Origin of the sequence: Alistipes sp. AF14-19 (assembly GCF_003461645.1) — a bacterium.
In the GTDB taxonomy this organism is placed as follows: domain Bacteria; phylum Bacteroidota; class Bacteroidia; order Bacteroidales; family Rikenellaceae; genus Alistipes; species Alistipes shahii.
The window spans coordinates 1-20,968 of sequence record NZ_QTXM01000013.1 but is presented as its reverse complement, the minus strand read 5'-3'; the positions used below and the strand labels follow the sequence as shown (position 1 = coordinate 20,968).

Below are 20,968 nucleotides of genomic sequence, written 5' to 3'. Positions count from 1 at the left end.
TTGCCATGAATCCTAAAAACGAACAACCCTCCACAGTATTCATTTCGGTAAATCCTCGTTATTCGGCCGATGCCGTGCAGATCCTTCATAAAACATACTGTGAAGAGGATTTCCGCGCATTCATCCATAAGTCCTTTCCAACACCGGAAAAGAATCACAAAACACTCTCCGACAACTGGATGTTCGCTTACGAGTTTCAAGATGGCGGCAAACTGCCGCCTTTGGCTCCGGGTGCCAACCACAGCAATTTTTTCCGCTGTATACACGACATAGCATCCCGCGAGAATATTAAACCCGTCAGCATCATTCCTCTGCGGGATGCCTGTTATTGCCATAATTATGGCATCGATATGTTTTCCGATGAGGGGCAGCACCGCAATGTCATTCAGCAACCCGGTTACAAATCAATAAGTACGCACTTCGCCATCTTCGGACAACGCGGCGATATTTTTCCGACATGCCGGGCTGTAGATATTGGTTCCGGAGTTCTCCTCTATGACCGGAAAAGCGTATCCGGGGAGGATGCTTACAAAAGTTTTATGCAATTCTGTGCCGATCACTATTTCGATCCCAGCCTGAACATCGATCGTATGAAAATATACGAGCTGCATACGTTCCTCGATAAGAAACTGCTTGAAGAACATTGTGCGACCCTGAACTTTAATTTCAACTACCACGGACGCGATTTTACCTTCCGCGATCTGATGCAACTGCCGCTTATCGACTCTGATATTCTACGGGAAGGACTGCCGGCAAAAGAGTATGACATGCATCCTACCTCCGAAAATTACTCGTTGTTCCTCAGTGGTGAAAATGTCAATCTCCAGCCCCATACGCATACCTTCGACATCGCCATCCTTGACCAGATACATCAGAATGGTTTCCCAAGGGAACGACTATCATCGGAGTGGCATTTTGTCTGTCACTATCTGGGGAATTTCAAGGACTTAGCCGATGAAATTGTAATCTGCGACGATCCGAAAAAAATGGACTCGCTGCAACAAGAAGCCAAACATCTGGCTCAGGCATTACTCGACAGGGATTTCCCGGAGCGCCGGCAAATCACCCAAAACCCCGAACAAAGTCTGATGATCGAGATTCCATCCGAAAATTTTCACCAAGGGCCCAAACTCTAATTACATGACTATGGAAACACAAAAAAACAGCTATTCCGACCTTTATCTGATGTTAAGCCCAATTTACGACACGCTCCACCTGCGGCGTTGCAACTTGGGGGACAAAGGTTTCGAAGAGTTCGCACTGGAGAATGTGCAGCGTGCCCATGACCAAGCGCTATTTCCGAATAACTGGATGTTTCATTACCACTTCTCCGAAGAGCAAATCCCGCGGATAAAATCCTTGGATGGAATGCACCGCAGAGATTTTTTCCAAAAACTCCGCCCTGCATTGTTAGAGGAAGGGATCACCCCTTTACATATTCTTCCTTTGGACAGAGCATTGTATCTGCATATCCATTGCAAACCGCTCCTCGCATCCTGCCGAGATATTCCCACACTTGCACTTAGTGACCTGTTCGCGCGGGACGGGAATCCGGATTTTGAACTTAACCTTGCACGGCCGCCGTTCCGGGCATATACAGCCGTAAAAACCTGTCAGGGAGTTCTTTTATTTACCCCTACACCAAAAGGAGCCCGGCTGCTGGAAGGCTTCATGCAGAACATCGCCGACAACTTCTTCTTACCGCAAATGCCGGAGACAGAGATCACCATATCCAAACTCCCGGCTTTTGACTCCGAATTGCAGGATTTTGCCGATCTCTGTCCGCTTTACAAGCCGTCATTGACGCAACGGCAGAAGGAAATGATCCTTGCCCCGGCAATTTTCGAATCAGAAAAAATCCTCGGCAATGGTTTGGAATACTTTCATTTAGACATGGCTCCGACATGGAGCAACTATCACAAACTGGTGTTCCCGAACAATAGGACGGGCCTTAGCTGCACCCAGCGCAATTTCAATATTATGCGCTTATTAGCAATCGCCGAAACCGGACATTTTATATATAAATTTCAGAATGGCATGCCTGAAACTTTCAGCTATAGATCCTCTTTCAGTGATCTGGTAAAAGACCGCACGCCTCAATACACGGAATTAGTGTCACGTCGTGCCAAGGAATTGCTCGATCGTGATTTCCCCGACCTACGCGGCCGCCTGGCAGAGCAAAACCAAATGCAACAGCAAGCGCAGGATAAACTGGACAGGCTCTATGAAAGCAGGAGCAAAGGTCTTAAATTCTAATTCTACAACGCCATGTTCTCCGATTACGATACACCCACACCTGCATCCGTCTACTTAATCATTAATCCGGATCAGAAAGTTGAATACCTGCGGTTGTTCGATTGCGGCTGGCTGTTCTCATTCATCGAACGAGAGGTCAGTGCCTACCGCCTGTGCAAGGATCGGGATATTCCCGACAACTGGTTGATGGAATACCGGTTTAAGGATCAAAGTCTCATACCCCCGTTTTCAAACACCGACAACGGCGACTATCTCTCGCGGTTGCTCCCCGTAACGAACTCATTGGGTATCTGGCCCTCGAATGTAGTGCGGCTGCGGGATGCCGTCTTCTGCCATAAAATGCACATAGAGCCCCTGAGCGAACAGGGCTCCCATGACGTGTTGCTGAATCATCCCCATTTTACAAGCAGTTCAAATTACTACGACGACAAGTTGGTGAAAGAAGGGAATTACCAGTTTCCCTGCTGGAAAGCTCTCGAAAGCGAACGCGGCGTATTGTTATTCAGTGAAACCGAGAACGGGAAACTCGCATTCCGGAAATATTGGCAATACCTCACCGATCACTTTTTCGACCCGAAGTTTCACATCGAATTCCTCAATGAATACCATGTACCCAAATTCATGGACCCGTATGCCAGCCATGTAGACCGGTTTTATGATCTGCGCATAAAACGGAGCATCGAACGCGAATCTATCACGCCTATACCCCAAGAATTCTTTGCCCCGCGCGAACTCGTGCGCACAGGATTCTGCCAGCAGCGTTTCGATATGACTCCCACCGGCAAAAACTATGAACTCTTTGCCGTTGGAATGCATATCTACAAGGAGATCAAAGTAACGTTGGATAATTACCGCCTTGCATCGTTACTGCACCTCTGTGAATGTGGGGAGCCTATTCATCATCTCTCACCTGAAAAACATCAGCAATGTCCCTATGAAGCGGACCTCAATGCAATCCGCGAAAAATTCTACAACAAGCCGTCCGAAGAGCAAGAGAAAGCCTACCGAGAATATGGCGAGAAGCATCTGAAAGAGGAATTCCCTTTGTATTGGCAAAAGATCGCAGAACACCAAACCCCGGAACAGGAAAAGGCCACAACTCCCAAAATTAAAATTTAGCCATGAATAGCCCCAAAGAACAGGATTGCGTCCTTCTTACCCTCACAAAGGATAACAAAATTGAACGTGTACGGCATTGCACCCACTCGGATGATAAACTCCGGGATTATTTCGATGCCATCATCGCAAAATTCAAGAATGACTTCTATGCAATGAAGGATATCTGGGTGTTGAAAATGGTTTTCACAGATAAATCCCGCATCCCGGACATTGCGATAATGGACCAATATGAAACCCTGCAGAAACTTCTGCGCAACCCCCAGCTATATGGTATAAAAGAGCATAAAGCCTTCCTCGTACATGATCTCGATTTTTGCAGCCTTCATGGTTTCGACCCGCTATCCTACGAGGGTGCGCACGAAAAAATAGCGAAAAGGATTGGTGTTTATGCGTATACGGACGATTTCCGGGCAATACGCACAGACCGCGGCGTGCATGTTTTCACTTCCGATGAAACCGGGGACCACGCCATCGAGAACTGTTTGAGTTATTACGAAGGGCATTTCTTCTCGACAAAAAGAGGAACAGACCGCTTCGATCTCATCACCGTGCGGCCTATCGACCAGATACCTCAAGGTATTTTGAATCCTTTTGCAGATACGGTAGATTGGAACACAGCGCCCCTCGATTTGCCCGACGACTTCTTCTGTAAAGGCGTGACCATGCTGGAACTTACCGAGAAGAAAATCGATATGCTCCCCACGGTCAGCAACTATTGGAGCTTCTCGCATGAAAATGAAATTTCCGATATTTCAAGTTCAACCGACGTATACGATTATTGCTGCCTGATCGGTATCTGCGAAGGAGATATTCAACGACCCGATATGATCGAAGGCGAATGGTATGAATCCTTTTCATTAGAGAACCGATTCGATGATCTGCTCGAAGAACTGGATGATTGTGACGACAACATCGAAAGAGAGAATGTCAGCTCCCGAATCAAGAAACTGGCCGCGAAGATCCTCACGGAAGAATTCGCCGACTTCCGCTATTGCCGGGAACCGGAGAAAATCGAAGAACAACTCCAGCAGATTCAAACGCCCGAAACGGAGGATTTCCAAGAGAACAGCAATAAACCCAAGATGAAAATCTAACAAACAACAAACCGTTATGGATAAACAAAGTAATCCCTGCAGCCTGTATCTTTCGCTTTTACCCGAAAACGAGATTAAAAATGTCTACATCTCGGATTCCGACGAAGAGGGATTCAGGCAATACCTCACTGAACAGGTGCAGAAATTTGATGACAGTTCATGTGCTATTCCTGATATATGGCTCGTGCAAATCAATTTCGAGAATCGCCGTAAAGTGGAAAGAGCGACCTCGAAAATTGAAGGTATTATCAGATCGGAACTTGAACAGCAGAAGGGGAAAATCATGCACGTAATTTCTTTGATGGATGCCTATTACTGCTACCTAAAACATATCAACCCGCTTTTGGAGGAAAACAAATATGCCAACATCGTAAAAACCGAAGGCTATTTCTTATTGATGATCTCCTCAAAAACCCAATATATGCATGAGCATTCCTTAATGGGAATCCGAACGGACCGGGGTGTACATGTTTTCTCTCCGGACAGAAAAGGAATGAAGGCAATGAATGCTTGCCTTCATTATTATGAAAAACATTTTTTCTGTCGTGAACATGCTACGGACCGGCTTGAAGTCATTTATATCAAGGCGATCGGAGAAATGCCGGCTCCCTGCGGCAATCTTTTCGGAGAAAACAACAATTTGGAGACAACGCCACTGCATCTTCCCCAGAACTATTTCTGCCATGACAAATCGCTGGTGGAAATTACAACCTCAAAATTCGATATGCATCCGACGATGCAGAACTACTCCATATTCTGCACGAAGAACGGGATTGACCCCATGAAAACCTCCACCCCGAATTTTGAATTTTTATGCCTGGCTCAAATTCGTGATGGCTATTCTCACCATCTGGCAAGTCTTTTCCCCGAATGGCCCGACAACACTGCATTCGGAACCGATTTCCTCGACTTGTTTTTAAAATATGGCAAGTGTAAAGACAATACCCAACTGAGAATAATCCAAAAAGAAATCAAGGACTTTGCCAACCGGCTTATCAATGAAAAATACCCCGACAAAATTTGCTGCCGGGAACCCGTACAAACCCAAGAATATCTTCCCGACGACACACCCGAACAATCAACGAGTCCGAAACTGAAAATATAGAATCCAAATTGTCACAGCTATGGTGCAACACATTAAAGCAAATGAACCAGCGAGTCTGCTGCTGACCCTGACACCCTATAAAACGGCAATACATGCCCGAATTACCTCAGACCCCGAAAAGGATTTCCCGGCCTTCATCAACTCCGATATTCAACATATCGGGGACGATCCCCGCACAGTCCCCGGATACTGGTTCCTGCACGTCGATTACAAACACAAGAAGGATATACCTGAACTCAGTTCGACTGACCTGCTGCCAAAAGTCATACAAGCCCTTTCACGGAAAGTTGCGGTTATAAAGAGCGGAGTGCCCATGATCGACGTATTCTTCTGCCGAAAACAGGACCTCGACGCCCTTGCACCGGAAAACAGGCACGAGATAATTGCACAAGATTTCAGATACGATGTAATGGTTAATGAACACACCCGGAACAGCGACGTGAAATTGAATCTTTTCCAAGGAATCCGCACCGATCGAGGACTCCACCTTTTCTCGCAGAACGCCAACGGACAAGAAGGCATCCGTAACTTCCTGCACTATTACGGCAACAACTTTTTCAATAAACAACGGCCTTGCAATAGTTTGGAAATTGTTACCGTATACCCGCTGGGAAATCCCCCGACCATCGGCAAGGAGATAAGCAAAATGGAAATACATAAATATTTGCCCTCCAAACTGCCGAAAGTCATCTTCTGCAAAGACCCCGCACTGATCTGCATCACCGAACACTGGTTCGACATGCGGCCTACACTCAGCAACCAACGAAAAATAATGACCCAAAACGACCTTTCCTATCTTCAAACCAATACCCGCGTCCATGATTTCATGTGTCTGGCGTACTTGCATGAGGGAATTTGCACCCACACAAGGGAGTTGCCGAAAGATAATATCAATGAGTTTTCCCATCAGGACCGCTTCTGTTCCATGATGCAAGAGCTGGATGCCGCCCAAGGCACACCCCGAACCGAAGAGATCGGTAAGTGGGTGCGGGAACTTGCGGGCAGAATTCTCAAAAAAGACTTTAAGGACCTGCATTACCGCCGGGAACCCGCACGGGCCGAAACACAAGAACATCTCATCTCCAATCCCGATGACACACCCGAACTATCAGCCTATCCGAAACTGAAAATGTAAAATACGAATTTAACCGTATGCTGCAACTCCAATCTCGAAGAATAAAAAGCTGTCACAGGGGAGAGGACCGTAGATGTCGTTGATTATTTCCCTGACCGTAAATAAAAAAGGCAGCGATTCGCTGCCTTTTCATTATTAGCCAATTCAAGGAAAAGTTATTTGAAATAATTACTCAACCGTAACAGGATCACTAAGAGGATTACTATGTTAGGGAAATAATTGTATTCCCATGCCTCCATTAATCCATGAGCAACCCGGTTCCGCAGGTTGTGTCCTTTTAAAGTCAGTACATACTTCAGTAATAACCTATCTTCTTCCCTGAACCCGGTCGCCCTCTCCGGGGTATCTTTTAAATCGCTCAAGAGATCATCCAATAGTTTTTCCATCATTAATTGTACGCCGGCTTTTTCTCGGGGCTTCATGGTGGGAATACCTATTCTTTCGCAGTACAGACGTAATATGGATTCGATTTTAAGAGTTAAGGTGTCGGTGACAGTAATATAGTCGAATTCATAATTATCCGATTCCTTCATGGTTGCTTCCAATTCGCTGAAGAATAGCTTTAAACCGGGGCGCAACACATCCAAAACCCGGACCTCAATATGCTGTCCATTATAGGTGCGAGGAACTGGAACATTAAACCAGGTGTTTTCAAGATACCTCAGCAAAGAGTCATAAGATAATTTGCCGGCTTTATAGACTTCAAGGATAAATTGATGCAGGTTTCGCATGCCTATCTGGTGTGCAAACCCATACTCCTCCCAGAAAAACATCTCCTTAATTTCCTCATCGGTAATATATTGATCCACAGTATTCCCGAACTTATCTTTTATTACCGTAGTCGCTAAAAAAGGTACGAGGCTTCCTCGCTGGTTTACTTCCGCTTGGGCTTTAATTTGCGCTATATCTGTAAACCAACTCGCGTCGGTGAGTTCCGAAAGGATACCGTTCTCGTCGGATGTCGCAATTATTTCATTTATCATTTTCGTGACGTATTTTAAATATTCAGGCGGGAATTCTTTGAAAAATTGGGTATTTAGCGTGATCTGACTCCGCGTAGCCATGTAAGCGGCTTCCATTTGTGCAACTTTCTCCGCAGATTGCGCAATTTTATATAACCGTAAGGCTTTCTCGATGAACGTGAGACATACAAATTCCTCGTCTCTTTCACCTGCCATTTTCTCATAAAGCTGAGCTTTATAGTAAATCAGGTCCTTAGAATCGGCATTCTGCTTGGTTCTAATCTTTATACAGCGATCTACGATGTATATTGCTCCCCAAGTATATGTTTTTTCGAGTTCATGCGCCGCACTCAAGTTTTTCTCTACTACATGGTTGAAATCCACCTTGTCCTTGAATAAGGAATAATTATCGGCCATCAAACCTGAAAGATCAAGCATTCCCCGGAGTGAATCTCCTCGGTGAATATCCCAGCTATCATGGTGGTCGATGATTTCCGCACACAACACATCGAGTTCTGCCGTGAGCTTCGCTCGCTGGAAAATATTGAAGGCTAATGTCAGAATCCTAAAATAATGCTGGAAATTGTGGTTGTGTTCTCCGCCCTCTAAAGATTTATCCCAGTATATTTTCGCCAACTCGGATAATTTAAGCCCTAATTCGGACTTGAAATCGTTCCTTTTGGAATAAGGAGTAGCATGCCCAAAATACACCAACAGACCGTACTCCGTTTTAGGAAAGAGGCTGTGGCATGCCTTATAGCGATCTTCGTAGTATTCGAAATCATCCGGTTTCAAATTCCTCACATCAGGCTCATAGATGTCTATTTCTTCTCCGGCCGCATTTCGACTTGTGCCGGCTCTCATCCAAGATAACCCGAAAACCGTTCCCATGGCAGGATCGTCCTTATTATCGAACGATTTGCGGATGCAAAAAGCCATACACTCTCGGGCCGCGGTATTATAGTCCGGGTGGCTGGAATCAAGATGTGGTAGCAATGCAAGAACATCATCGCTTGTTATCCCTTCAAATTCCGGGCTGTCAATTTTTGCATAATAATCAGGTAGGGTTTCCATTGTTTTTGTATTTGGATTTGAATACAAGTTACAAAAAATATCGGAATGTACTATCAGAAAAAGGGTGGAAAATTCAATCCTCTGTTATACTATAGGGCACATCGGGACTGATAGCGGTTCTCGCTGTCGTTGAGGTGAGTTTATACCGAAAAAAGACCGGCCGTCGTCGGGTTTCGGACGGTCGTGAGTTTCCGGACGGTCGTGAGTTTCCGGACGGTCGTAAAATATAAGGGAGAAGGGAGAGAGGGGGTCCGCATGTCCTCTGGTTTCGTGCACAAAAATAAAGCACGGGCCGCGACGCGCAAGGTTATATGAATTTCGACAAAAAAAATGCACCGCAGGGGTGCATTTTTTTGCCGAAAACCTTGCGCGTGGCTCTTCCCCGTGCTTTAAAAGACGTGCACAAACCAGAAGACATGCTTCCTGGGGAAATAATATTAAAATATTATAAATCTTATGATTATGTATAAATATATCAAAATAATCTTGTTGCTGATTATAGCAATTATAGCAGTATTATACTGGCAAACCCTGCTTCGAATAGTAGGATGGCTTATCATCTTGAATTGTATCATCCGATTCTTCCTGCGGGTGTTGGGAGTACTTGCTCCCATCGTTGTGCCGATCGCTGTTCTGTACTTATTGTTTCATTAAAAATTATAACCATGAAAAACGGATGGGATTCTAATCGCTGGGACGAAGACTGGGATGAACCTTATAAAACGCCGGAAGAGCGTTTACGCGACCATGCAGCACGAAGCATGGACGAAGATCCTTTGTTGGGATATGGCCTCGGCCCTTATCAGGATAACATACAGGAAGCTGCAACGGATGAAGAAATAGAGTTCAGCCGGGAACGTAGAATTTCCCGCGGCCGATACCGCCGCTCAACCTATAAGGTGTTCACCAAAGAGGAAGCTCGCAACCTCGGACTTATCAAATAGTAATCTCAAACCCCTGCCGGCCCGGCAGAAAGAAAGGGCTATTATTATGGATCAATTCAAATATCAAGAAGGACTCAACGAAGTCGTAACCAACAAAGTTCATCGCATGATCGACAACCACCAGCCGGTTGTAATGCAGACCGTCGAAAGACTGCTCCGGGAAGCTGAAATCTCAAGGGATTTCATCGTCCCGATCGGTGTCGAACAACGCGGAACGTGCGAGAATCCGATCATCTCCTTCGAAGGGGATGACAAACTTATGATGCGCAAACGCGGAGAGCCGTTCACACTGCATAACAACGCCGTGCGTCAGCTCGCCGAGAAAATGGACATCCCCTCGAAATACCTCCGAGAGCTTTCAGAAGGAAGCGCATGGCAGCGACAGCTTGCGGCTGAAATCCTGAACAAAACTTCGGGCTGGACACCCCGAACACGGGTGATGATCCGGACCGTAGGCGATCAGGTGCGGGGCGTGCTTTCCGACAGCTACCGAAGACTCAACAGCGAAATTATCCTCACCGCATTTATGAAAACCGCTCTTAATGAAGGAGCCGTGGCTTGCGACGCCCTGATGACCGACACGAAAGTATGGATCGAGACAATTCTTCCCGAACCCATCTGCATCCCGACCCGCCTGAACGGTACGGTGATTATTTACATGGGAGTGCGGTTCTCCACCTCCGACTACGGCGACGGATCGCTCGACTTGCGGACATTCCTGCTCAACGGCGTCTGTCTCAACGGCATGGTCCGCGAACGCACCCTCAAACAAGTCCACTTGGGAGGCCGACTCCCCGAAGACCTGCAGCTCTCGGAGGAAACTTACCGGCAGGACACGAAAACGGTCCTCCTCACGGTAAGAGATGCTACCCGACAACTCTACAACAAGGATATTATCCGTAAAAAAGCGCTGGAGATAGAGAGGGCCGGAGATACGGCGGTAGATTTCGAAGCCGAATTGAAGAAACTGGTGAAGAACAACAAAATCCTCAAGAACGAGGAAGTGGCCATCCAGAAAATACTCATGGACCACAATCCCGAAGACGGACTGCAGGGAAGCCCGTCGCTGCTGAACCTTACACAGGCACTCACGGCTTACGGCCGGAACCAGAACTCTGCCCGCACCCGGGATTTTGCGGAAATAGCCGGAGAACTGATGGACCGCGTAAAACAGTAATTCCACACATCGATATTCACATACAGCCTGCGGCCTCCAAAGAAACGTGGAATCCGCAGGCTTAATAGTATTCCATTATGAATAAAAAGTTTAAACACTACGACATCGAACTGAGAAAGAATAGCAAGGAATTCATCGCTATGGAAAGCCTTTTATCCGAGTTGAATTCTTATGGCTTTCATACGGATAACTTCCTTGCTGCCCTGAGCGTGGAACATCACACGACACAGCAGACGTTCTTCCGTCTGATCCAAAGTATCATACTCTATATGGCCGAACCGGATAACGTTTGTATCGACGACCGCAACCGCGCCAGCTACGAGATGTGCAGGAAGATCGCAGATACCGTGCGGGAATGCCACCTGCCCCATATTTAAACCTATCAACGACTATGACACAGGAAACTAAAGATATGATCGTATTGCTGCAGCTCGAATTCAGCGCCGAAATCGAACAGGCAGACCATGACCCGAAATACTCCTATCGGATTTTCCAGCGGAAAACGGGTAATCCCATCTATCAGGCGTGTCGCTTCAGCGATATGTTCCGTTTTTTCAATATCGGTCCGTCGATGAAAATTGAAGATATTGATATTCGTATCCAATGGGGCCGGAAGATCGTCATGCCCGCCATGATCGACACGCCCCGGATACGGGAACGATCGCGCCTGAAACTCGTAAGGTTTTATATCGAATCCGGATACGGTCCGGAGGGGATTGCACAGTACAAGAATCAACTCTTTGAAACGGAAATCCGAAAGATATTCTCAGACCTCGGATTTGAAATCACAAGGAAAACTCCAGAATACAGCTTATCCGCAACAAAGGGCCACACAAATCTTTACTGCCATCCCACACATATCATGGGCCTTTGCGACGCCAGCTCGATTGAGACGATAAGGCAGAACCTCTCAGCGTCTCAAACATTCATTCTTACGTCATCAGAAACGATCCATGAAATCTACGACATCACCCCGGAACAGGAAATGAAATACTATCATCAGTTTTTTAATGGATTTGTCCATCTGGTGCTGATCGGAATATTCAGGACCAAACGCCGTAATCTCTACAAAAGTAAAGACATGATGTACGACATTGGACGCACCATAAAGATCCGTACATTACGTGCAGAACAGGGTTATAAATTTGGACTCCTTGCGGAGAAATTCGTGGAGGAAATCTATCAGAAAATGGTTGAGAACGGGGTGCTGATCGAATCCCCATGCCATCGCAAATGCCGTGCATCCACCTCCAAAGACAAAATAACCGCAAAATCCTAAATACATGGAAAACGCTGAATTAACAGTACACGAAGAGGAAGGTGACTTCTTCAAAATATCTCTCTCCGAAAAAGAGACTCCCCAAGCATTCAAACGTCGTGTCGAAGAACTCATGCTGAGCGGTCTTTCAGAAGGGGAAGCCCGTCACAACGCCGCAACAACACCTGTAGCTATGGAACTCTTCTACGACTGTGGCCGCGGTATGTTTGCTATAGAATCCGAGCCCCTACTGCACATCGGAATCTTCAATCCCTACACCGGGTTTGAAATTCCCAATGAAAACCTGCCCGCGTTTCCCCGGCCAAAGGAATCATCGGTATCCGCGGACAAAATCCCAATAGTCCCGGTCCCGGTCCATTTGCTCAGCATACTACTCGATTACATGTGGCAGGAGGAAAAAAAGAGCTGGGAAGAACTGGTCTTTGAACAAAACAGAACCAAACCCGATGAATACGACCCTCATGCTGTCACAGGGCATGTTTTCCATATAATGAAAGAGCTGTCCGAAATCCTGCTGCTCGACACCCGGTTCTACAGCCAGTCCACCCACCTGACACGGCGCATGCTCGAAGAACTTCCGTCGTCGCTTCAAGTCCGGGAGATCGGAAATGACCGGATGCAGCAGATTGCAGAACTGGCCGAGCAGTTTACAAAGATAAAACTCCACATGCCGCCCGGCTCGCACCTCGATATGGAGGATCAAGACATCGCCGAAATATGGCGCGAAGAACTTATCGCCATTTTACATTCGCAGGACATCCCTCAGCATTGAATACCCACTAACACTTTACGAAGATGGATAACAGCAAACAACAGCAAGTAGCACAAACGAACCTTCAGTTTGTCGCATTCCTGTGCGGACAGTTGATGGCGATCATAACCAAACTCCTGCAACGGGAAAAATTCACTCCGGGCGAAGACCTCGCCATCAACAAGGCTTATGAGGAAATCAGCCGAGCTAAAAACCGTTTGGAAAAGATTCCCGAAAAGTAACACCATTAATACCATATGTACGCGGCGACAGGCAAATGCTTGCCGCCGATTTTGTTTCCCTATAATTCCTCACATCATGCAAGACAAAACACCAGACAACAGCGATATGCTCGCTGTATTCGACCAAATCGAGGTCGATCAGGAGCCGGAAATCCCAATGGATGATAAGGCTTATTGCGAACGAATGCAAGCCCAATGTCATGCCGCGCTACGCCATCTGAAAACATGGCATGACCGATTCCGGTCCGAAGCGGAAAAGTACTCTGATCAATTTGCCATTTCGTACTCTCCGTCCGGATCTGTAGAAATCAGCCTCCTCGTCAGACAAGACGAACAAGAACAAAATGAATTCAAGGAATACTATTTCTATCCCTTCAAAATCATCAACAATATTGCCGATAACTATCGACGCGCCTGTTATTTCTTCGGTAGTGTTATTATGAGGTATTTTGAGGAAAAATACAGATTCTCCATCCTGCGTCCCGACTGTGAGGATACGATCTCTGTGGGCTTCCTTCCCGATTACAAGTTATATGTGGATCACATCATCAGCCGCCTGAACGGACAAACGTTCCGCGAGAAGGCCGAAGAGGAAATCATCATCCGCTCGTTATTCGCTTCAAAACGCCGAGAGCGTGGCACAGCACCCGAATTACGGGATAATAAAATCCTCTTCTACGACATCGTGGAGATGGACGACTACCAACGCAGCATAGGACGATACCAGATTGCTTACGGCACAGATACGTTTGTAAACAATATATGCGCGGGTTTGGTCCTCTATGCTACCCAAAGTATACAAGGTAATATCGGCTCCATCCCGGAATTCAACCAATACAACGTACAGGTCGGAAAGTGGTACGACATGAAAATGGACAAAATCGAGGCCATCAGGTTCTATGTAAACGGCCGTATCGATGTCCGTTTCTCAACACCCACAGCCGCCGCAGAGTGCTTCCACTTCCTGCGCCTCTATTCACTCGCAAACCATTGACATATGAGTTATCAGATCAAGAATCAGACGATCCCCAAGGAAAAGCGGGAAGATTACAACAAGAGAATCCTGAAAGCCATTGACAAGAATAAAGGGGAAATACCCCGGGAAACGATCTTCAACTGCTATACCGGCCTCGGAGGTTTGCACGGCCTCAAACAAGCCAATTTCGGAAATTATAACGACTATTCTCAAGCCAAGAAAGAATTCGAGATGGGGCAGTTCTTCACGCCTCACGACCTTTGCCGCCAGATTGTCGAAATAGCAGCTCCCGAAGCAACAGAAAGCATTCTGGATATGTGCTGCGGCATGGGCAACTTCTTCAACTATCTGCCCAATCCCTACAATGCCTACGGTTTCGACATCGATCCCAACGCCGTGAAAGTGGCCAAATATCTCTATCCCGACGCCAACATCCAAACTCAGGACATCCGGTGTTTCGACCCCGATCAGCGCTTCGATATTATCCTTGGAAACCCGCCTTACAACCTCGATTTTGACAGGGAGCCGTCGCAGTTTTACTTCTGTGAAAAAGCATACAACGCACTCAATCCTGCCGGAATATTCATTCTCGTCGTGCCCATGACCTTTATGAAAAGTGAATTCTGGGACAAGTCGCAGATCGGGGCTATTGATCGAAGATTCTCATTCATCGGGCAAACACAACTCCCTGTATCGACCTTCAGTTCATTGGATGTTGAAAACTTCGCTACCAAAATCATGGTTTTCACTCGCAGAACGGAACATATCGAGAGAAATTCATACAAGGATGATGAATTTGTATCTATGGAATGCCTGAAACAGCGCGTTGCGGACTTTCGGAAGCTCCGACAACCGCTAAAACTCAAATTGCTGCGCGAAACAAACGAACTGCTCTATTCCGAAGACCTTGCATTTCAAGTGAAACTCAAAAAATATCTGTATGAACTCAAAGCACATCCTCATATGCAGGGAAAATATGAAAAGGCGCTGGCGCTTGTAACGAAATTCCGCAATCAGAAACCTCCCCAGAACTACACCCGGACCCAATACGACGAATTTCAAAAAAAGAAACTCACCCATGCCAAGGTGTTGGCAGTAATCTATCGTTACATCCGGCGGCAATATGTAGTGCCACGCAAAGAAGTGGCACTCGTGAAGACCAACTACACATACAAACTCAAAGCATACGCCCCGCACATGCTGGATAATGTCGAATGCAAAGAGGCCCCCATATACCAGCTAACCTTGAACGACGGCGGGCTGCCCACACCCGTAAAGGACATGTCCCCAAACGCGGCGGCACAGTATGCACAGGCCATGCGGGTAATCCACCGCAAACATCGCCAATACCTGCGACACAGCACACCTATACTCGATGTGGAACCCAACAAAGCTCTTGCCAAGCATATCGCGGGGTTGCGCTTCTTCAACAACTACATGGAAGTTTGCCAGTTCAACGACCTGCAGCAACATGATATGAACCTGATTTTCCAAAGACGCTATTCACTCTTGAACTGGCAGCAGGGATCAGGAAAAACCGCCGTAGCGTACTATTACGGCAAATACCTGCGATCTCTGGGCCGCATACGCAACAGCGTCGTACTGGCCCCGGCGATTGCGATTAAAATGACATGGAAACCGTTTCTTATCAAACACAAGAAACGGTTTGTAATCCTGACATGCGAAGAGGATTTCAAAAAGATTCGCCCCGGTATGTTCATTCTCATTTCGACCACCATGCTCGAAAAAAACAAAAGGTCGGTGAAACTATTCATGCGAGGGATTTCCCGCAAAGTCTGCCTGATCTTCGACGAGTCAGACGAAATCACCAACGACGAAACGCAGCGTACACGCAACTCGCTCGATGTATTCCGCCGCTGCAAATACAAATTACTCGCCACCGGCACGACGACCCGCAACAACGTAGCCGAACTCTACGGACAGTTCGAAATACTCTATAACAACTCCGTGAACTTCATGTGCTGGTGCAAGAAAGTGTATATCGAGGATCGGATCACGCATGACATTTTCTGCGAAGATAACACCAACGTCGGAAAACCGTTCCCGCCACGAGAAGGAGCCCGCCTCTTCAAAAACTGTTTCTGTCCGGGAAAAGTCACCGTCTTCGGAATTGAGAAACGGAATCAGGATATTTACAACAAATATGAACTCGCCGAGTTGATTAAGAAAACAATCCTGACCCGGAAATTCAAAGAGTTTGCGGCCGACAAATATGAGATCAGGCATCATGCCGTAATCCCCGGACCGGGAGAGAAGGCAGTATACGCCAAGATACTGAAAGAATTTTGCGAAATATGCTCCTTCTATTTCACAAGCACCGGCGATGCGAAGAAAGATGCAGCATTGCGCTTAGTCCGTCAAATCATGCTAATGATTCGCGCATGCTCCACACCCAACACATTAGCCGGTTACGATGGGGAACCTTTCCCCAGAAAAACTCGCTACATCGCTAACCTGATAAAAACAGAGATTCCAACAAAAGTTGCTGTCGGCTGCACGACAATCGAAGCAATGAATATGTATACCGATTATCTGGGACTCATGTTTCCGGAAAGACCGCTGTTCACAATTCACGGAGAAATAAGTTTCGAGCGCCGCCAAAAGATTATTGCCCAGTTTGAAGAAACAGCAGACGGTATTCTCGTATGTACACAACAAGCTCTCAAAAGTTCGACCAATATTCCATCCTGCGATGACGTGATACTCGAATCCCTGCAATGGAATATCCCCAAGATGGAGCAATTCTACTTCCGCTTCATCCGCATGGATTCCAGAAATAAGACGCGCGTACACTATGTCTGCTACGATGAATCCATCGAACAAAATCTCATCGCCCTGATCCTGACTAAAGAGCGGCTCAATGAATTCATTAAAGTCGGCGAAATCATGGAGGAATCCGAAATCTTCGACGAATTCGACGTATCAACAAACCTGATTGAAAACCTGCTCAAACGAGAACGGGATAAAGACGGTAATTTCTATATCTCATGGGGTAATCAGAAGGTTGCATAACAATTAAAACTACATCATTATGACAAGACAAGAATATTTAAACCGCCCTTTAATCAAAGATGTAATTACTATGGATAAACTCATAGAAAATATCTGCTCGGCATGCCATTGCGGTAAATGCAAGGCACAAAGATACCTCGATTCGGAAATACAGAACCTCCGGGAACTACGTGACACGGGCGAACTGCGCTATGACGATCTTGAAGCTGCCTGCTCAAACTTAGGGGTAGATTTCGATTGCACGGAATATTTCGCCACCGCATTATCGCTGAGTTGACCACAAAGCCATGTTTGGGCGGGAGATCAGTTGCCCGGGCAAACTAAACTTCCTGATATATATTAACCTGTAACCCCGAATTTATCAAACCGCAAATACCACTATACATGAATATCACAAGTATGCAACTTATGGCAGGTGTGACCGAATTGGAAGCTACGCTCGGAACTGCCACGCCTGAACAACGAGCCATCATCGGCAATCTCAAAAAGCAGATACGCGAGAATGGCCTTTTTTTCGAGGTCACCTCTGCATCTCTTACTGTTGAATCTATGCGGGAGCATGGTTATGACGTGACCGACGAGGATGCCGGCATCCTGTCTAAAATCGCTGGGCATGTCGAAGTCGACGCCGATATGCTATGGAATGCCGTAGAAATATGGGCCCGCGAATACAATGTCAAATCAATCAAAGAAGAGGAGGAATAGTTATGCCAGTTAGTGTAGCGATAAGTCGGGAACCTGCGAATCGATCTGCATTGTCCCCGCATCGGGATATGGTCCTCCATAACACACAATGAATTATCTTGATTTTTTCCGACTAAATGAACACCAAGTTTAAAAATCGATTATCTTTAGCCATTATTATATAAAAAATTCATTACAAAATGTAAAAATCATGTCAAACGAAACTATTTCCAATTTAGACCTTAAAGCAATTTATTTAGAAACCGAGGCAGGTGATATTTACGGTCTTTTTTCTGAATATCGCTTAAAAGATGCTGTTTTGCCGAAGGGCCTCATTGCTTATGGAGTAAGGCACTCTGACGACGATGATTCTGTCCCCAGCACTATCGAACCATCGGCAACGGTAAATTACTTTGGCTCGCTCATAGTAGATAGACCCCTTGATTTCCGCGGAAAAGACCATATAGACATTACCGAATGGGGATTCGATGAGGACGAAGAACTTTCAGATTCGCTCAAACAGTATCTTGACAAATAATAACTGCAGACATTTATAAAGAAGCCGCCCAAGGGCGGCTTTGTTGTATTCGCATCAACCCTAATTCTGGTGAAATGTGGCAATCGACCGCGGCGGAGTGGTGAAAAACATATAACAAAAATAAAACATGAACGAACAGTCAAACACCTACCGAGTTTACGACTCAATGGGACGAGCTACGGATGTTGTTTATTGTGCCAGTAATATGAAACAAGCGTATGCGCTTTTCAAGGCTGATGTTAAAAATTATCAACGCTTTTTCAATGGTCATTTAAAGCGGACTTACAATGGAGGCGCAAAAGGATAATCGCGACATATGGGAAGCATCCCCAGAATCCAGCCAAACTCATCGAACCTTTTGTCGGTGTAGCCAAAAAGCAGGCCCCGTTCCTATCCCTTTTCGATGTGACTCTTTTTTAAATAAGATAACACAGGCACGGTCAAAATGGCCGTGCTTTTCATATTTACCTAAAAAATACAATTATGTCAACAAGAAGCGAAAGAAAACAAAACAGAATTGACCGCTACAACGAACTGGCTCGTAAAGCGGAAACAAAGTCGATCGAAGCGTTCGAACATTCGAACAGTATCGTGAAATGTATCCCTATGGGCCAACCGATTCTGGTAGGACACCATTCTGAGAAAAGACATCGCAGGGATTTGGACAAAAGCTGGAATGCTATGGGGAAATCAGTTCAGGAAAGCGAGAAAGCAGAATATTATCGCAAAAAAGCAGAGGCCGCAGAAAACAACAATGCGATCTATACCGAAGACGAAGACTCCGTAGAACGGCTGGAGGAAAAGATCGCACGGCTCGAAAAATTGCAACAGGCGATGAAAGATCGGAACAAAATCGTGAGGGACAAGAAACTCACGGAGGAAGAAAAGATCGCCAAGCTCATTGAAACCGGAATGACGGAAAAAGCGGCTCAAGGTCTAATCGTCCCCGATGTATGTAATGACATCGGCTATGCTGCGTGCTATCTGACAAACAACAGTGCGACTATCCGCAATGCAAAAAAACGCCTCGAAAGAGTCAAAAGACTCAAATCCCAAGAAGAGAAGACATACGAAGTGAACGGAATCCGCGTTGTCGAGAATCCCCAGGAAAACCGCTTCCAAATATTCTTCGTGAAGAAACCTGCAGAAGAAATTCGCCAAAAGCTACAACATGTAGGTTATCGGTATTCCTACGGAAATGGTTGCTGGCAGTGTTACTTGAAAAGATGGAATATCGAGGCCGGAAAACAGATACTCATGTCTCTCGGCAATGACTAAAATATATTCTATCCCTGTTAGCCTAAATAGCGTAATCAACAAGGTTGCTGTTTGTTGATGAATTTTTGATGTACGGATATGTAATGTGCTGATATACTATGCATATGACAATCACTGCTCAAGTGTGGGGTATTGTTTATTTGTTCTCGGGCCACGCCAAATGCCTATTGTCAGATAAACTAACAACTCCACACTTTCTTTTTTTATAATCCCCTTGATTCGGAGTTGGCTGGGGTAAATATCTAAATCCAATGATTAATTTAATCTATGAAAAAGGTGAATTTCGTTTCGAAAAAGCCTTTGAATCTGTCACACCACAAACAATGGATGTCTTTCTGACAGTTAAAGATGTGGTTCCCGACACGCAGCAACCTGATTTAACCCAACAAGCTTGCCTATTTATCAATAAAAAGTTGGGAACGGAATATTCGACTGAGGGATTAGGTGATTTTTCAAAGACCGAAGAAAAAACGATTGTTTCGATAACTGAAATTAATTTTAGACTATACCAGAAATGAAAACACTAACCATATTATTTGTTGCGGCCATAATGATGGGCGTAGGATGCAGTAAAAGCGAAGACAGCGAAAATAATCCAGACAAACCCGATAAACCGAGCCCATTACCTGATTTACCGGACCCAAATGATGTTTGTTCTTGCATGGACGATATCATTTTTATGCAATATTGTTATGATAATTTCGATGTTAATAAGGATGGGAAAGTTTCTAAAATAGAAGCCTCTGCTGTTGCTAAAATTGATCTTGCGCGTCAGGAGATTAAAACATTGACGGGTATTGGTTATTTCTCTAATCTCGAAATATTAAATTGTAAAGAGTGTCACGAACTCACTACAGTCGATCTAAGCAATAATTTAAAAGTTCGAATTGGAGATGAGATGTTTTATACCTGTTCCAAGTTGAGCAAAATTGTTCTTCCGAATAATATTCTTGAAATTGGCGAGAGTGCATTTTATGGCTGTAGTAGTTTAAAAAATATAGATATACCGGACAAGGTTACTGAAATTGGGTATAGTGCATTTGTTCTCTGTATTTAGAACCATAGAACAACCAAAAGCAATCAGAAATATCCGAGTATAAATCTTTAATTACCAGCATATTCTAAAATTTAACACTTTTCGGTTGCCATTTGTCGCTTCCCAATTTTCCACATATTTTTGATACATATTTCTGACGTGGAGAATTTGCGGAGCTTATTTTTTGTCACATCGTGCAGGTAGTTGACAAGGGTTTACAACCGTTTACGATAAGCGACAATAACCGCCCCGATATGCGGAAACAGTCACACTGTGTAGAAAAGC

22 protein-coding genes are annotated in these 20,968 nt (G+C 45.6%); 21 read left to right on the top strand and 1 reads right to left on the bottom strand.

The features are described 5' to 3' along the window. Positions 1-5: 5 nt before the first annotated feature. Genes DWW03_RS16460 through DWW03_RS11245 form a run of 6 tightly spaced genes read left to right on the top strand, consistent with a single transcriptional unit; the run spans position 6 to position 6,709 of the window. Positions 6-1,136: a DUF6047 family protein gene (locus DWW03_RS16460; protein WP_014775824.1), complete on the top strand. Its 1,131-nt coding sequence runs from the start codon at positions 6-8 to the stop codon at positions 1,134-1,136. A gap of 10 nt (positions 1,137-1,146) precedes the next feature. After that, positions 1,147-2,256 carry a DUF6047 family protein gene (locus DWW03_RS11265; RefSeq protein WP_147344311.1) on the top strand — a complete coding sequence of 370 codons (1,110 nt, stop codon included), beginning with the start codon at positions 1,147-1,149 and terminating at the stop codon, positions 2,254-2,256. Positions 2,257-2,268: 12 nt separating this feature from the next. Next, positions 2,269-3,375, top strand: coding sequence for a DUF6047 family protein (locus DWW03_RS11260; RefSeq protein ID WP_014775826.1), 1,107 nt, complete (start codon positions 2,269-2,271; stop codon positions 3,373-3,375). Between the two features lie 2 nt (positions 3,376-3,377). Then, positions 3,378-4,469 carry a DUF6047 family protein gene (locus tag DWW03_RS11255; RefSeq protein WP_014775827.1) on the top strand — a complete coding sequence of 364 codons (1,092 nt, stop codon included), beginning with the start codon at positions 3,378-3,380 and terminating at the stop codon, positions 4,467-4,469. Between the two features lie 16 nt (positions 4,470-4,485). Further along, positions 4,486-5,574 carry a DUF6047 family protein gene (locus tag DWW03_RS11250; protein WP_014775828.1) on the top strand — a complete coding sequence of 363 codons (1,089 nt, stop codon included), beginning with the start codon at positions 4,486-4,488 and terminating at the stop codon, positions 5,572-5,574. 19 nt (positions 5,575-5,593) lie between these two features. Continuing rightward, a complete protein-coding gene (locus tag DWW03_RS11245) occupies positions 5,594-6,709 on the top strand; it encodes a DUF6047 family protein (RefSeq protein ID WP_014775829.1) in 1,116 nt (371 codons plus the stop codon). Positions 6,710-6,864: 155 nt separating this feature from the next. On the opposite strand, the gene DWW03_RS11240 is transcribed toward DWW03_RS11245, so the two are convergent. Further along, a complete protein-coding gene (locus DWW03_RS11240; protein ID WP_022043425.1) occupies positions 6,865-8,745 on the bottom strand; it encodes a DUF4209 domain-containing protein in 1,881 nt (626 codons plus the stop codon). Positions 8,746-9,410: 665 nt separating this feature from the next. Between DWW03_RS11240 and DWW03_RS11230 the strand changes: the two genes are divergently transcribed. The 15 genes from DWW03_RS11230 to DWW03_RS11160 all read left to right on the top strand — a co-directional run bounded on the left by DWW03_RS11230 (position 9,411) and on the right by DWW03_RS11160 (position 20,704). Next, a complete protein-coding gene (locus DWW03_RS11230; RefSeq protein ID WP_014775832.1) occupies positions 9,411-9,689 on the top strand; it encodes a hypothetical protein in 279 nt (92 codons plus the stop codon). Between the two features lie 46 nt (positions 9,690-9,735). Then, positions 9,736-10,866, top strand: a complete 1,131-nt coding sequence (locus tag DWW03_RS11225) for a hypothetical protein (RefSeq protein WP_014775833.1) — start codon at positions 9,736-9,738, stop codon at positions 10,864-10,866. A gap of 77 nt (positions 10,867-10,943) precedes the next feature. Further along, positions 10,944-11,243 carry a hypothetical protein gene (locus DWW03_RS11220; RefSeq protein ID WP_014775834.1) on the top strand — a complete coding sequence of 100 codons (300 nt, stop codon included), beginning with the start codon at positions 10,944-10,946 and terminating at the stop codon, positions 11,241-11,243. A gap of 35 nt (positions 11,244-11,278) precedes the next feature. Then, positions 11,279-12,145 (top strand): hypothetical protein, encoded by an 867-nt coding sequence (locus DWW03_RS11215; RefSeq protein ID WP_014775835.1) that lies wholly within the window; start codon positions 11,279-11,281, stop codon positions 12,143-12,145. A 4-nt stretch (positions 12,146-12,149) separates the two neighbouring features. Beyond that, the gene (locus DWW03_RS11210; RefSeq protein WP_014775836.1) at positions 12,150-12,917 is read left to right on the top strand and encodes a hypothetical protein; all 768 of its coding nucleotides are present in this window, start codon (positions 12,150-12,152) and stop codon (positions 12,915-12,917) included. A 23-nt stretch (positions 12,918-12,940) separates the two neighbouring features. Further along, complete coding sequence (locus DWW03_RS11205; protein WP_014775837.1) at positions 12,941-13,138, top strand: hypothetical protein; 198 nt, start codon at positions 12,941-12,943, stop codon at positions 13,136-13,138. 76 nt (positions 13,139-13,214) lie between these two features. Then, complete coding sequence (locus DWW03_RS11200; RefSeq protein WP_147344310.1) at positions 13,215-14,132, top strand: hypothetical protein; 918 nt, start codon at positions 13,215-13,217, stop codon at positions 14,130-14,132. A gap of 3 nt (positions 14,133-14,135) precedes the next feature. Next, positions 14,136-17,147 carry a helicase-related protein gene (locus DWW03_RS11195; protein WP_014775839.1) on the top strand — a complete coding sequence of 1,004 codons (3,012 nt, stop codon included), beginning with the start codon at positions 14,136-14,138 and terminating at the stop codon, positions 17,145-17,147. A 19-nt stretch (positions 17,148-17,166) separates the two neighbouring features. After that, positions 17,167-17,424: a hypothetical protein gene (locus tag DWW03_RS11190; protein WP_014775840.1), complete on the top strand. Its 258-nt coding sequence runs from the start codon at positions 17,167-17,169 to the stop codon at positions 17,422-17,424. A gap of 107 nt (positions 17,425-17,531) precedes the next feature. After that, the gene (locus DWW03_RS11185) at positions 17,532-17,852 is read left to right on the top strand and encodes a hypothetical protein (protein WP_014775841.1); all 321 of its coding nucleotides are present in this window, start codon (positions 17,532-17,534) and stop codon (positions 17,850-17,852) included. 190 nt (positions 17,853-18,042) lie between these two features. Further along, complete coding sequence (locus DWW03_RS11180; RefSeq protein ID WP_014775842.1) at positions 18,043-18,369, top strand: LPD28 domain-containing protein; 327 nt, start codon at positions 18,043-18,045, stop codon at positions 18,367-18,369. A 127-nt stretch (positions 18,370-18,496) separates the two neighbouring features. Then, positions 18,497-18,676 (top strand): hypothetical protein, encoded by a 180-nt coding sequence (locus DWW03_RS11175; protein WP_042493610.1) that lies wholly within the window; start codon positions 18,497-18,499, stop codon positions 18,674-18,676. Positions 18,677-18,852: 176 nt separating this feature from the next. After that, positions 18,853-19,647, top strand: a complete 795-nt coding sequence (locus DWW03_RS11170) for a DUF3560 domain-containing protein (RefSeq protein WP_014775843.1) — start codon at positions 18,853-18,855, stop codon at positions 19,645-19,647. Between the two features lie 251 nt (positions 19,648-19,898). Next, positions 19,899-20,165, top strand: coding sequence for a hypothetical protein (locus DWW03_RS11165; RefSeq protein ID WP_147344309.1), 267 nt, complete (start codon positions 19,899-19,901; stop codon positions 20,163-20,165). After that, on the top strand, positions 20,162-20,704 hold the full coding sequence (locus tag DWW03_RS11160) for a leucine-rich repeat domain-containing protein (protein ID WP_118406771.1): 543 nt from the start codon (positions 20,162-20,164) through the stop codon (positions 20,702-20,704). The genes DWW03_RS11165 and DWW03_RS11160 overlap by 4 nt, the downstream gene beginning before the upstream one ends. Positions 20,705-20,968 lie beyond the last annotated feature (264 nt).